This window comes from Janthinobacterium sp. FW305-129 (assembly GCF_020858115.1).
Taxonomy (GTDB): domain Bacteria; phylum Pseudomonadota; class Gammaproteobacteria; order Burkholderiales; family Burkholderiaceae_D; genus Janthinobacterium.
This window is the reverse complement of record NZ_JACYMM010000007.1, coordinates 347,294-359,766: the sequence shown is the minus strand read 5'-3', so window position 1 is coordinate 359,766 and position 12,473 is coordinate 347,294. Positions and strand designations below refer to the sequence as shown.

Sequence of the window (12,473 nt, the reverse complement as noted above, 5' to 3'; positions counted from 1 at the left end):
AAAAACGCATCAGGCAGGCTCCGTGATCCCCACGCAATTGCGCCCGTTTTCCTTGGCCACGTACAGGGCCGCGTCGGCGGCCAGCAGCACGGCGTCCGTGCTGCGCTCCCCGTGCGACGACGAGACGACGCCCAGCGAGACCGTGATGGCGCCCGCGCCGGGTATCACGGCGGCGGCCACCTTGGCGCGCAGGCGCTCGGCCACCTGCATGGCCACGTCCAGGTCGGCGTCGGGCAGCAGCATGATGAATTCGTCGCCGCCATTGCGGCACAGCACGTCGGCATCGCGCGAACAGGCACGCATCAGCTGCGCCAGGCGCAGGATGACTTCATCGCCCACGGCATGGCCCCAGCGGTCGTTGACTTGCTTGAAATGGTCGATGTCGATGGCGATGACGGAAAACGGCCGCGCCTGCGCCTGCCAGGCGTCCAGCGCCGCCGCCATGCCGCGCCGGTTCGACAGGCCCGTCAGCGGGTCCGTCTCCACGTCCGTCTTCAGCTTGCCGATCTTGTTCTGCAACAATGCCAGGCCCTTCAACAGGGCTTTCTTGATCTGCGCCGCTTCCACGTACCATGAGCGGATGGCGGCGATGCGCTCGGCCGTGCCGGGCGCGTCCATGCGCCGCGCGCCTTCGGCCAGCTGCACCAGGGGCCGTGAAATCAGGCTGGCCAGCCACCAGATGAATGGCAGGCTCAGCAAGGCGATCGGCAGGGAATGCCACACCGTGTTGGCCATCAGCTGGTTCAGCGGCGCCAGGGTCATGGCCGTGGGACGCTGCGCCACGATGCCCCAGCCCGTCGACGGCATGACGGCGTAGCCGGCCAGCATGTCCACGCCCAGGCTGTTGTCCATGCGCCGGTTGCCGCCGCCCCGCTGCGCGATGATGGCGTCGATCACTTCATTGCGGCCGGCCACGTCGCCCAGGCGTTCGGGGTCCGGGTGGTACAGCAGGCGCCGGTTCTGGTCGACCACGTACAGGTAGGAGCCGTCGCGGTAGTAATGCTGGCCCAGCATGGTGTACAGGATATTTTTCTGTTTCAGGTAGATGCTGCCGCCCACATAGCCGAGGTAGCGCCCATCCTTGCCGACGATGGGATGCGAAACGAAGACCACCAGATTGCCGACCGAAGATATGTAAGGCTGCGTGACCAGCGGGCGCCGCTCGCGCAGCGCCTGCGCGGCGCCGGCCGAATCGAGCGTGCGGTTTTTCAGTGCCAGGGTTTCCGGCGACACGCCCAGCACCTTGCCGTCCGCATCGACGATGAGCACGGAATTGAAGCTGTTCGTTTGCAGGCGCAGGCGCTGCGCCTCTTCCGTCAGCCATTGCTCGTCGTCCATGCGCGAGGGCAGGCTGCCGGCGCTGTAGGCCAGCTGCTGGCGCGCCGACTGCAGGAAGTCCTCAGCCGTGCTGGCCAGCTTGCTGGCGTAGGCGTGGTTCGCTTCCAGGGTGGTATCGATCAGCAACTGGCGCTGCACGCTGTAGCTGGCATAGAAGGTATTGGCCAGGGACACCAGGGCGCTGGCAAAGGCCACAAGCACGATCAAACGGCGCAAGTTCATGCGCAGAACAGGTTTAGTCCACATGGAGTCGGCAAGAAGAAAGTATTGCGCTAAAGAAAGGGCGCATTATACCGAGACACCCGTGCCAATATTGAAATCCTGGCATCCATGGTCAAAGAATATGAACAAGCGGCAACGCTGGGCGCTGCCGCCTTGATATGCATCAAGCGTGGATGGCGTGCTTGCGGACCCAGTCCGTGTAACGCTGCATCCAGCCCTGGAAGAAACCCAGGCTGGCCGGGCCGATGCCGCCGTGCTCGTCGAACAGGCCGTCCTTGGCCTGGATAAACATTTCAGGCTGCCCCAGCAGCGGCACGTCCAGGTAGGCGAGCACATTGCGCAAATGCTGCTGCGCCAGCGCCGTGCCCGTGGCACCCACGGAGACGCCCAGCACGGCACCGGGCTTGCCGCCCCACACGCTCTGGCCATACGGGCGCGAGCCGTGGTCGAGGGCATTTTTCAGCACGCCGGGGATCGAGCGGTTGTATTCGGGGGTGAGGAAGAGCAAGGCTTGCGATGCGGAAATGTCGGATTTCAGGCGCAGCACCTGCTCGGCCTGCGCGCCATCGTCGTCCTGGTTGTACAGCGGCAAGTCGCCGATCTCGATATGTTTAAAGGAAAACTCGGGCGGCGCCAGCTTGATGAGGGCGTCGGCCAGCTTGCGGTTGAAGGAATCCTTGCGCAGGCTGCCGACGATGATTGCGACTTGATATTGGCTCATGAAAGTCCCCGATAACGGTTGAAAGAAAGCCCTGGAGTGAAGCTCACACCAGGGCTATCTTGCCACACAATTATCGGTTTTGCGCGCTAGCGTGCGGACTGCGCCAGGCCTTGATACTCGCGGTAGTAGCGTCCACCCAGGTTCGTCAGCACCTCATAGCCGATGGTATTGGCCATGGCCGCCACGGCGTCGACCGGGTGTTCGGCGCAGATCAGGTCGACCAGGCTGCCCGGCGCGACGCGCTCCTGGTCGATGGCGCTGACGTCCAGCGTAATCGAATCCATGGAAATGGCGCCGATCTGCGGCACTTTCACGCCATCGACGATGGCCAGGCCCTGGTTGCTCATGCTGCGCAGCCAGCCATCGGCATAACCGACGGAAATGGTCGCCACCTGGCGCGGCTCGCTGGCCGTGTAGCGGCGGCTGTAGCCCACGTGGTCGCCGGCGGCAATCGTGCGTGTCTGCATGACCTTGCCCTGCAGCCGCACCACGGAGCGCAGCGGATTCGGCTCGCCGCCCTGCGGCCCGATGCCGTACAGGGCCGCGCCCGGACGCACCAGGTCGAAGTGGTAGTCGGGCGACAGGAAGATGCCCGAGGAATTGGCCAAGCTGGCGCGGTATTGCGGCAAACGGGCGCGGATGGCGGTGAAACGGGCCAGCTGCTCGCCATTCATCGGGTTGGCGCGCTCGTCGGCGCAAGCCAGGTGGCTCATGATGTAGCGCACCTTGATGCCGTCGAGAAAGTGCGGATCCAGCAGCCAGGCGTCGATTTCCTGCGGCGACAGGCCCATGCGCGACATGCCCGTGTCCACCTGCACGATGGCGTCCAGGGTGGTGCCCAGCGCCTTGGCATGCCTGCGCCAGCCCGCCACCTGCGGCTCGCTGTTGAGTACGGGCGTCAGGCCGTGGGCCGTGAATTCGCCTTCCGTGTCGACGGGCGGGCCGTGCAGCACGAAGATGGCCGCATCGGGCGCCACGTGCGGGCGCAGGCTGATGCCTTCTTCCAGGTGGGCGACGAAGAAATGGCGGCAACCCTCTTCATACAGGGCCGCGCCCACTTGCGCGGCACCGAGGCCATACGCGTCGGATTTGACGACGGCGGAACAGGCGGCCGGGTGCGCCTTGTCGCGCAACAAGCGGTAGTTGGCGCGCACGGCATCGAGATCCACCGTCAGGATGGCGCCGCTACGTTCCTTGGGAGGCATGCTGGCCGCCATCTCAAGCCGCCGCGTGTTGCAGTTTGCCCTGGCCCTGCGCGCCGCTGTAGCGGCTGACGGACAGGTCGTCGGCCAGGATGGCCGGCTTTTTCGACGACATCAGGTCGGCCAGCAATTGCGCCGAACCGCAGGACATGGTCCAGCCCAGGGTGCCGTGGCCCGTGTTCAGGAACAGGTTGCGCAGCGGCGTGCGGCCGACGATCGGCGTGCCGTCCGGCGTCATCGGACGCAAGCCCGTCCAGAACGTCGCCTCGGCCGTGTTGCCGCCGCCGGGGAACAGGTCGTTGACGACCATTTCCAGCGTTTCGCGGCGGCGCGGGTTCAGGTTCAGGTTGTAGCCGGCGATTTCCGCCATGCCGCCCACGCGGATGCGGTCGTCGAAGCGCGTCACGGCGATTTTATAGGTTTCATCGAGGATGGTCGACACGGGCGCCTTGGCCGCGTTGACGATAGGCACGGTGATCGAATAGCCCTTCAGCGGATACACGGGAATGTCCAGCAGCGGCTTCATGAAGCCCGTCGAGTAGGAACCGAGCGCCACGACGTAGGAATCGGCCTTGACGATTTCCGCGCCGCATTGCACGCCAGCAATCTCATCGCCCTGCGTCAGCAAGGCATCGATGGACACGCCGTAACGGAACTTCACGCCCAGCGCCTCGGCCATTTCCGACAGGCGCGTGGTAAACAGCTGGCAATCGCCCGTTTCATCGTTGGGCAGGCGCAAGCCGCCAAACAGCTTGTCCTTGACGGCTTCCAGGGCCGGTTCCGCGCGCGACAGCTCGTTGCGCTGCAGCACCTCATACGGCACGCCGGCATCCTTGAGCACTTCGATATCTTTCGAAGCGTCGTTATATTGCTTTTCCGTACGGAACAATTGCATCGTGCCTTGCTGGCGGCCTTCATACGTGATGCCCGCTTCGGCGCGCAGCACCTTGAAGCAGTCGCGGCTGTATTCGGCCAGGCGCACCATGCGTTCCTTGTTCACGGCATACGCTTCCGGTGTGCAATTACGCAACATCTGCCACATCCATTTCAGCTGGGCGGCGCTGCCGTCGAGCGAGATGGCCAGCGGCGCGTGGCGCTGCATCATCCACTTCACGGCTTTCAGGGGAATGCCGGGCGCGGCCCATGGCGAAGCGTAGCCGGGCGAGATTTGCCCCGCATTCGCGAAGCTGGTTTCCAGTGCCGGGCCCGGCTGGCGGTCGATAACGGTCACCTCATGTCCTGCCTTGGCCAGATAGTAAGCACTGGTGACGCCGATGACGCCGCTACCCAGAATCACGATACGCATAGTTTCCTCATTATATTTTTTTAGGCTGACGCCAGATTAACCGCTATCATATTGGGAAAGAGCCAGTATTTGTTCACGTATAAATCGAGATATTCAGCAATAAATCATGAGAATCCTAAAAGAATCGGCACGTGGCCTCGACAAGCTGGATCGCCACATCCTGCGCATCCTGCAACAGGATGGCCGCATCTCGATGAAAGACCTCGGTGAACAGGTGGGGCTGTCCATCACGCCCTGCATCGAGCGGGTCAAGCGCATGGAGCGCGACGGCGTCATCACGGGCTACCATGCCAAGGTGAACCCGGCCGCGCTGGGCGCCAAGCTGCTCGTCTTTGTAGAGATTACTCTCAATCAAAAGTCGGCGTCCGCCTTCGAGCAATTCCGCCGCGAAGTGCTGCAGATTCCCGAAGTGCAGGAATGCCACCTGGTGTCGGGCGACTTCGATTACCTGATCAAGGCGCGCATCCATGAAATGGCCGAATACCGCAAGCTGCTGGGCGACATGCTGCTGCAGCTGCCGGGCGCCGCGCAATCGAAAAGCTATGTGGTGATGGAAGAAATCAAGGAAACCCTGGCGCTGTCGACCGACGTGCTGCAGAACCGCTAAAAGTACCGCCAGCCGGTACCACTGGCATCAGATTTTGCGCCTTTGTATAATCTTGTAGCACATTCGTGGCGACGCAAGCACACTCCCGGCATGACATCACGCCCGTCCCCTCTGAGATTGGAAGCAGTGATGCACACCGGGAGTCCCTATGAACACATTGATCAAACTGGCAGCTTCCTGCCTCGCGGGCCTGGCCGTGGCCATGTGCACCGCCAGTGAATACAAGGTCAACCGCGCGCCCGACAATGGCGCCATCTATCAGAACATCAAGGTCGGCAAGACCACCCGCCTCGACCTCGACGCGGCGCTGGGCAACGCCACCGTCGTCAGCTTCGACCCCGGCTATGAAGTCTGGGTCTACAAGAACCAGCTGCAAGCGCCCAAGGTGACGCGGCTGATCCCCCTGCTGGGCGAAAAAGGCACGCGCGAAGTGGCCGTGATGTTCGACCAGGCAGGTGTCGTGAAGAAATTCCGCATTCACGAGCCGCGCAAGTAGGCGCACAGCGAACGGGCGCCGCCTGCCACGCTGGCTGGCTATACTGGCTGCTGGCTACCGCCGCCCACCGCCCACCTACCCAGCAAGGAGTTCCCATGCGCCTGCCCCTGATCGCTCCGAAAGACCTGACGCCCGAACAACAGCCGCTGTACGACGATATGCGCAAAGGCATCACCAGCAATTTCAACGATTTCATCGCCGTGCGCGAAGACGGCGCCCTGATGGGGCCATGGAATCCATGGCTGCACGAACCGGCCATCGGCAAGGCCATCTGGGACCTGACCCTGGCCATGACGGCCAACGCCACGCTGCCCGACAAGGTGCGCCAGATTGCCATCCTGGTGGTCGGCGCGCGCTACAACGCCGCCTATGAAATCTACGCCCACATCGCTGTCGCGGAGCGCGAAGGCATGTCGGCCGAGCGCCTGGCCACGCTGGTGGCCGACGTCAAGCCCGTCGACCTGGACCAGCATGAGAGCATCGCCTACGACCTGGCTTACGCGCTCAGCGGCGGCGGCACGCTGCCGGAGCCGCTGTACCGGCTGGCGCTTGCCACCTTCGGCCAGCACGGCACCAACGAGCTGATCTATCTGGTGGGCCTGTACGCGCTGGTCTCGACCACCTTGAACGGCTTCAACGTGCCGGTGCCGGAACGCGACTGAAGGGCCTTGCCCTTCACTTGCCCTACCCCTGCCCACTTGCCGCGATGGGGAACGCCGGTGGACGCGCTCTTGCTCTACACTGGCGTTTTATCCTCTGCAACCTCCATGCAACTACCTGCAAACCTCGCCCCCATCTCGGTCGAACAAGACTGGCAACACACGACAGCGTATCCGCCGCTCGGCTTCACCCCGTTCTTTGAAGGCGCGCTGGGCAATGGCGACACGTTCGGCCTGTACTGGCCCATCGGGCGCGAAGCGGCGGAACCCATCGTCGTCGAAACATGGCACGACGAGTGGCGCATCCAGCCGCACTTTTCCAGCCTGGCGGCGTTCCTGCAAGCCTACGCAACGGCGGATGACGAGTATGTCGCCACACCGACGCTGGCCGACGACCCCGCCTCGCCGCGCGCCGCCTTCCTGGAAGCCAAGGAATTGATTGCGCAGCGCAAGCCGGACGCCGCCATCGCGCTGCTGGAAGCGGCGCTGGCCATCGTGCCCGAATACACGGACGCCCTGACCTTGCTGCATGGCCAGTATGTGCGCGCGGGCAGAATCGATGACGCCGTCAAGGTGGCCATCCAGGCCATCATTTCACCGCCGTCGTTTGGCGGCCCGCCATTGAAGGCCTTGCAATGGCTGCGCGCGCAGCCGGTGCCGGACAGGGAACTTGACCCCATCTGGCGCGCCTGCGGGCAATTGTCGTTCAACTTTGGCGGCAGCAAGGAAAATACCGATTACCCCGTGCTGCTGGCCGCCATCGACACCTACCTGGAGCAAGGCAAGCATGTTTCCGCCTCGACCCTGATGCAGACGTATGCCGAACTGATGAGCGCGGAAACCGTCTCGTTCCAGGAACGCTACGCCTTCGAGCCGGCCGCCTTCATCGCGCGGCAAATCGATGTCAGCGCCCAGCTGGCCAACGGCAGCCGGGACACATCAACGCTCTGGCTGCCCGACCCGGCCTGATTGCTGCCGAAACAGCTTGCGGTACGCCGACGGCGACGTCTGCAAGCTGGCGCGGAAATGCTGGCGCAGCGACAGGGCCGTGCCGAAGCCGGCTTCTTGCGCCACGACATCGATCGAGACCGCGCTTTTTTCCAGCAGGCTTTGCGCATGCGCAAGACGCTGGTTCAGCAGCCATTGCTTGAACGACGTGCCCGTCGCCTGGCGGAAGTGGCGCGTAAAATTGCGCCGACTCATGGCAGCCCGCCCGGCCAGCGCGTCGATGCTGTGCGCCTGGCCCAGGTTGGCCGTCACGCAGGCGAGCACATCGGCAAAGCGCCCTTCGCTGCCGGATACGGGCAGCGGACGCGCGATGAACTGGGCCTGCCCGCCCTGGCGGTGCGGCGCCACCAGCAGCCGGCGCGCCACCCGGTTGGCCACCTCGGCGCCCGCCAGCTGGCGCAGCAGATACAGACAGCAATCGAGGCCGGCCGCCACGCCGGCCGACGTGAGCACGCCGCCATCGTCCACGTACAGCACTTCCCGGTCCACCCTGACCCGGGGATAGCGGGCCGCCAGCCGGTCCGCCATGCCCCAGTGCGTGGCAGCACTCTTGCCATCCAACAAGCCCGCCTGCGCCAGGGGAAACGCGCCCAGGCACAGGCCCACCATGCGCGCGCCGCGCCCGCTGGCCGCCCGCAGCGCCGCGACCAAGGGCGGCGGCGCATCGCGGCAATCGTCGTGCCAGGCCGGCATGATGACGATGTCGGCCCCTTCCAGCCCTTCCAGGCCGAACTCGGGCGTGATGGCGAAGCCGGCCGCCGTGCGCAAGGGCGCGGGATCGGCGGCGCACACGCGCACGTGGAAAGGCGGCAGATCGGCCTCGTCCGTCTGGGCGCCAAACACGAGGCAAGGCACGGACAGGTGGAATGGCGTCATACCGTCGAAGGCGATCACGGCCACGCTCAAGGGGGACAAAGTAGGGATAGCAGTCATGGCCCGATTTTATCGCAGATAGGCCTTCGGGCCACTTTTTGTTTTCAACGCGCCGCTTGAAAATAGCTGTATCGGGGAAGTCCTTCCTCTTTCAACCATTCAGGAGTCACGCATGTCCAACACTACCGCACCGCGCCGCGCCCTGCTCGTCATCGACGTGCAAAACGAATACTTCACGGGCGACATGCCCATCGAATATCCATCCGTCGACATTTCCCTGCCGAACATCGTCGCCGCCATGGCCGCCGCCCGCGCCGGCGGCGTGCCCGTCATCGTCGTCCAGCACGATGCGCCGGAAGCTTCTCCCATCTTTGCAAAAGGCAGCGACGGCTGGCAGCTGCACCCGCAAGTGGCTTCCTTTGCCGCCGACCACCGCATCAACAAGACCATGGGCAGCGCGTTTGCGGGCACGGACTTGCACGCCTGGCTGGAGCGCCACAGCATCGACACCCTGACGGTGACCGGCTACATGACGCACAACTGCGACGCCGCCACCATCTACCAAGCCGCGCACGACGGCTTGCAAGTCGAATTCCTGCAGGACGCCACCGGCACCCTGCCCTACGCGAATGCGGGCGGCACGGCCAGCGCCGAGGAAATCCACCGCGTCTTTTGCAGCGTGTTCCACTCGAATTTCGCCGCCGTCGCCAGCACGCAGGACTGGCTCGATGCCGTGCGCGCAGGCAAGCCGCTGGAAAAGGACAATATTTATCTGTCGAACCAGCGCGCGAGAACAATTTCAATTACACCTTGATGGAAAGTACCGGATGCTTGAAAATATTTTCAGCCATCCCATTATCTTTCCCTGACACCGGCCGTCAGATACGTTAGAGTTTTACAATTACACAGCTTAAAAAGGCTGTGTCCTTTTCCACGCTAACGGAACACGACCGAGATGGCTTTAGCTGTATTTGAATGCACACAATGTGGAGCGAATCTGGACGTAGAAGACCAGGCATCCACATTTACCTGTCCCTATTGTCACAATTCACATGAGCGCAGCCATGAGGCGGCATCCAGCCCCACCCCACAAACCTTGTGCGTCATGGCGGAGCGCTCGATTGCAAAAGGACTCTATGGCAAAGCCATGCAGTACGTTGAGCAGGGGCTGCTGCTTGATCCTTACCATGCAGGCTTGCTGGATCTGGAAATAAAAGCGCGCGATGGGTTAAGCCAATTCAACAATACACAGGCTGCGCGACGTGCCAAAGAGGCAAAACTGGCTGCCGACAAGGCCGAATCCGACCAGTATCACTATCAAGCGAAGCAAATGATGCGATTGCTGCGCGAGAATAAGAAAATCTACGGTACCAACATAGGTTTTAAAGTGCCGCAATCGGCCGATATGGATCTGGCACTGCAATATATCGACCGTTCGCTGGAGCTATTTCCCGAAAACCCGATCTCTCTCAATCTGAAGGGGCTGATTTTATGGGAAGGACACAAGAAAAAAGACGAGGCACGGGCTTTTCTGGAAAAAGCCGCCCAACTCGCGCCGCGCAATATCGACATCCAGAATAATCTCGCCTCGCTCAATTCTTCGGCATGCTTCATCGCCACGGCGGCATTCGGAACACCTTTTGCAAGCGAAATCAATGTATTGCGGCATTGGCGTGATCGGCATCTGCTGCAATCTATTGGCGGACGCTGGTTTGTGGCGTGCTATTACCGCACCAGTCCTCCCTTCGCCAACTTCATTGCCACACGCCCAACATTGAAACGGCTGGTTCGCTGGCTAATCCAGCCACTGCTGACTTATGCGGCAATCCGCTTGCGCAAGGGCCATATCCATTCCGCCCCAGGAAAAACGTCAAGGCATTGCGAATGATGCGAAAACTTACGCTCCTGGGCTTGGCCAGCTCTGCCACGTTCTCGCTGGCCACCGCCGCCCTGGTGCTGGCGGGCCTGAACGACAAACTGGCCCCGGCCGACGTGATCGTCGTGCCCGGCAACACGATCCTGCCCGACGGCACGCCTAGCCCCCGCCTGCAGGCACGGCTCGACGCGGCGCTGACGCAATTCCAGGCCGGCCGGGCACCGCGCATCCTCGTCAGCGGGGCGACGGGCAAGGAAGGTTTTGACGAGGCCGCATCAATGGCCCGCTATCTGCTCAAGCGCGGCGTGCCGGCCGGCGCCATTATTGAGGATAATCAAGGCTGGACCACGGACTCCACGGCCCGCAACGCGGCGGCATTGATGCGCTCACACGGCTGGAAGACAGCCATGGTCGCCACGCAATACTTTCACGTGCCCCGCTTCCGCCTGGCTTTGGAGCGGGCCGGCATCACCGTCAGCGGCAACGTGCACGCGCCGTATGTCGAGCTGCGCGACCTGTATTCCGTGCCGCGCGAAACGGTGGGTTACGCCGTGTATTTCATACGGCACTGATCCCGGCTGATTCCCTGGCTCACTCGCTCCAGTCGCGCGAGCGCTCCACGGCGCGCTGCCATTTATGCAAGCGCGTCAGGCGCTCGTCGGCCGCCATGGCTGGTTCGAATCGGCGTCCCACCTGCCACTGGGCGGCGATTTCTTCCTGCGAGGCCCAGAAGCCCACGGCCAGGCCCGCCAGGTAGGCGGCGCCCAGGGCTGTCGTTTCCGTCACCACGGGGCGCACCACGGGGACATTGAGGATGTCGGCCTGGAACTGCATCAGCATGTCGTTGCGGGCCGCGCCGCCGTCCACGCGCAATTCACTTAGAGCAATGCCCGCGTCGTCCTGCATGGCGGACAGCACGTCCACGTTCTGGTAGGCCACGCCCTCCAATGCCGCGCGCGCGATGTGCGCCTTGCCCGTGCCGCGCGTGATGCCGATCAGGGTGCCGCGCGCATACGGGTCCCAGTACGGCGCGCCGAGGCCCGCGAAGGCGGGCACGAAGACCAGGCCGCCCGAGTCGGGCACGCTGGTGGCCAGCGCTTCCACTTCGGACGAGTCGCGGATGATGCCGATGCCGTCGCGCATCCATTGCACGGCCGCACCCGCGATGAAGGCGCTGCCTTCGAGCAAGTAATCCGTTTGATCTGCATCAGGACCCAGGCTCCAGCCCACGGTCGTCAACAGCCGGTTTTTCGATGGCAAGGGGCGCTTGCCCACGTTCATCAGCATGAAGCAACCCGTGCCGTAGGTATTCTTCGCCATGCCCGGCTTCAGGCAGGCCTGGCCGAAGGTGGCCGCCTGCTGGTCGCCCGCGATGCCGGCGATGGGCACGGCCACGCCCAGCAGGTCAACGTAGGTGTGCGCAGCCACGCCGCTCGATGGCACGACGTCGGGCAGCAGCGAGGCGGGAATGTCCAGCAGCGCCAGCAGATCCGTGTCCCATTGCAGGGTGTGGATATTGAACAGCATGGTGCGCGCCGCGTTGCTCGTGTCCGTCAAGTGGGCGCCGCTCATCTTGTAGATCAGCCAGCTGTCGACGGTGCCAAAGGCCAGTTCGCCCCGCTCGGCGCGCGCGCGGGCGCCCGGCACATTGTCGAGCAGCCATTTGAGTTTGGTGGCGGAAAAATAAGCGTCCAGCACGAGACCCGTCTTGCGCTGGATCAAGTCTGCCTTGCCCTGCTCGACCAGTTGCTCGCAATAAGCCGCATTTCTCCGGTCTTGCCAGACGATGGCGTTAGCGACGGGTTCGCCCGTGGCGCGGTCCCACAGCACCGTCGTTTCGCGCTGGTTGGTCACGCCGATGGCGGCCACGTCGCTTGCCGCCACGCCGCTGTCGCGCAGCACCTGCTGCAGCACGCCCTCTTGCGAGGCCCAGATTTCGTTCGCGTCATGCTCGACCCAGCCAGGCTGGGGGAAAATCTGGCGGAATTCGCGCTGCGCGCTAGCGTGCGGCCGGCCCGCATGGTCGAACAGGATGGCGCGCGAACTGGTGGTGCCCTGGTCTAAAGCAAGTATGTATTTGGTCATGGTCGCTACTACGGCTATACAGTGAAAAAAGGGCACGGACAAGCGCCCGTGCCCCGGGAAAGCGGCGGCAGAAGTCTACA

At 63.3% G+C, this 12,473-nt stretch carries 13 protein-coding genes; 7 read left to right on the top strand and 6 right to left on the bottom strand.

All coding sequences use genetic code 11. The annotated features are described in order from the left end of the window. Window positions 1–9: 9 nt before the first annotated feature. The 4 genes from IGS61_RS16825 to IGS61_RS16810 all read right to left on the bottom strand — a co-directional run bounded on the left by IGS61_RS16825 (window position 10) and on the right by IGS61_RS16810 (window position 4,789). Entirely contained in the window at window positions 10–1,584 is a 1,575-nt protein-coding gene (locus tag IGS61_RS16825; protein WP_230540716.1) for a sensor domain-containing diguanylate cyclase, read from the bottom strand. A gap of 139 nt (window positions 1,585–1,723) precedes the next feature. Then, window positions 1,724–2,281: an NADPH-dependent FMN reductase gene (locus tag IGS61_RS16820; protein WP_230540715.1), complete on the bottom strand. Its 558-nt coding sequence runs from the start codon at window positions 2,279–2,281 to the stop codon at window positions 1,724–1,726. An 86-nt stretch (window positions 2,282–2,367) separates the two neighbouring features. After that, entirely contained in the window at window positions 2,368–3,486 is a 1,119-nt protein-coding gene (gene alr / locus IGS61_RS16815) for an alanine racemase (protein ID WP_230540714.1), read from the bottom strand. Window positions 3,487–3,499: 13 nt separating this feature from the next. After that, window positions 3,500–4,789: a D-amino acid dehydrogenase gene (locus IGS61_RS16810; RefSeq protein ID WP_230540713.1), complete on the bottom strand. Its 1,290-nt coding sequence runs from the start codon at window positions 4,787–4,789 to the stop codon at window positions 3,500–3,502. A 106-nt stretch (window positions 4,790–4,895) separates the two neighbouring features. Here IGS61_RS16810 and IGS61_RS16805 point away from each other — a divergent pair, with 106 nt between their 5' ends. The 4 genes from IGS61_RS16805 (at window position 4,896) to IGS61_RS16790 (ending at window position 7,520) form a co-directional block, all read left to right on the top strand. Continuing rightward, entirely contained in the window at window positions 4,896–5,396 is a 501-nt protein-coding gene (locus IGS61_RS16805) for an Lrp/AsnC ligand binding domain-containing protein (RefSeq protein WP_070222192.1), read from the top strand. Between the two features lie 148 nt (window positions 5,397–5,544). Continuing rightward, a complete protein-coding gene (locus tag IGS61_RS16800) occupies window positions 5,545–5,892 on the top strand; it encodes a hypothetical protein (RefSeq protein ID WP_070222194.1) in 348 nt (115 codons plus the stop codon). A 95-nt stretch (window positions 5,893–5,987) separates the two neighbouring features. Next, on the top strand, window positions 5,988–6,554 hold the full coding sequence (locus IGS61_RS16795) for a carboxymuconolactone decarboxylase family protein (RefSeq protein ID WP_230540712.1): 567 nt from the start codon (window positions 5,988–5,990) through the stop codon (window positions 6,552–6,554). 105 nt (window positions 6,555–6,659) lie between these two features. Beyond that, window positions 6,660–7,520, top strand: coding sequence for a tetratricopeptide repeat protein (locus IGS61_RS16790; protein ID WP_230540711.1), 861 nt, complete (start codon window positions 6,660–6,662; stop codon window positions 7,518–7,520). On the opposite strand, the gene IGS61_RS16785 is transcribed toward IGS61_RS16790, so the two are convergent. Then, window positions 7,491–8,465 (bottom strand): GlxA family transcriptional regulator, encoded by a 975-nt coding sequence (locus IGS61_RS16785; protein WP_442908077.1) that lies wholly within the window; start codon window positions 8,463–8,465, stop codon window positions 7,491–7,493. The genes IGS61_RS16790 and IGS61_RS16785 overlap by 30 nt on opposite strands. A gap of 139 nt (window positions 8,466–8,604) precedes the next feature. Between IGS61_RS16785 and IGS61_RS16780 the strand changes: the two genes are divergently transcribed. The 3 genes from IGS61_RS16780 (at window position 8,605) to IGS61_RS16770 (ending at window position 10,880) form a co-directional block, all read left to right on the top strand. Beyond that, the gene (locus IGS61_RS16780) at window positions 8,605–9,246 is read left to right on the top strand and encodes a cysteine hydrolase family protein (RefSeq protein WP_230540709.1); all 642 of its coding nucleotides are present in this window, start codon (window positions 8,605–8,607) and stop codon (window positions 9,244–9,246) included. A 141-nt stretch (window positions 9,247–9,387) separates the two neighbouring features. After that, window positions 9,388–10,320 (top strand): CFI-box-CTERM domain-containing protein, encoded by a 933-nt coding sequence (locus tag IGS61_RS16775; protein ID WP_230540708.1) that lies wholly within the window; start codon window positions 9,388–9,390, stop codon window positions 10,318–10,320. After that, window positions 10,317–10,880, top strand: a complete 564-nt coding sequence (locus IGS61_RS16770; protein ID WP_230540707.1) for a YdcF family protein — start codon at window positions 10,317–10,319, stop codon at window positions 10,878–10,880. The genes IGS61_RS16775 and IGS61_RS16770 overlap by 4 nt, the downstream gene beginning before the upstream one ends. Before the next feature lie 19 nt (window positions 10,881–10,899). Here IGS61_RS16770 and glpK read toward each other — a convergent pair whose 3' ends face one another. Further along, the gene (gene glpK, locus IGS61_RS16765) at window positions 10,900–12,393 is read right to left on the bottom strand and encodes a glycerol kinase GlpK (protein ID WP_230540706.1); all 1,494 of its coding nucleotides are present in this window, start codon (window positions 12,391–12,393) and stop codon (window positions 10,900–10,902) included. Window positions 12,394–12,473: the final 80 nt, after the last annotated feature.

Bases quoted from the DNA above. Each gene is read 5' to 3' on its own strand.
- IGS61_RS16775 (WP_230540708.1), top strand. From the start codon at position 9,388: ATGGCTTTAGCTGTATTTGAATGCACACAATGTGGAGCGAATCTGGAC.
- IGS61_RS16805 (WP_070222192.1), top strand. From the start codon at position 4,896: ATGAGAATCCTAAAAGAATCGGCACGTGGCCTCGACAAGCTGGATCGC.
- alr (WP_230540714.1), bottom strand. From the start codon at position 3,486: ATGCCTCCCAAGGAACGTAGCGGCGCCATCCTGACGGTGGATCTCGAT.
- IGS61_RS16820 (WP_230540715.1), bottom strand. From the start codon at position 2,281: ATGAGCCAATATCAAGTCGCAATCATCGTCGGCAGCCTGCGCAAGGAT.
- IGS61_RS16790 (WP_230540711.1), top strand. From the start codon at position 6,660: ATGCAACTACCTGCAAACCTCGCCCCCATCTCGGTCGAACAAGACTGG.
- IGS61_RS16825 (WP_230540716.1), bottom strand. From the start codon at position 1,584: ATGTGGACTAAACCTGTTCTGCGCATGAACTTGCGCCGTTTGATCGTG.
- glpK (WP_230540706.1), bottom strand. From the start codon at position 12,393: ATGACCAAATACATACTTGCTTTAGACCAGGGCACCACCAGTTCGCGC.
- IGS61_RS16800 (WP_070222194.1), top strand. From the start codon at position 5,545: ATGAACACATTGATCAAACTGGCAGCTTCCTGCCTCGCGGGCCTGGCC.
- IGS61_RS16810 (WP_230540713.1), bottom strand. From the start codon at position 4,789: ATGCGTATCGTGATTCTGGGTAGCGGCGTCATCGGCGTCACCAGTGCT.
- IGS61_RS16795 (WP_230540712.1), top strand. From the start codon at position 5,988: ATGCGCCTGCCCCTGATCGCTCCGAAAGACCTGACGCCCGAACAACAG.
- IGS61_RS16780 (WP_230540709.1), top strand. From the start codon at position 8,605: ATGTCCAACACTACCGCACCGCGCCGCGCCCTGCTCGTCATCGACGTG.
- IGS61_RS16770 (WP_230540707.1), top strand. From the start codon at position 10,317: ATGATGCGAAAACTTACGCTCCTGGGCTTGGCCAGCTCTGCCACGTTC.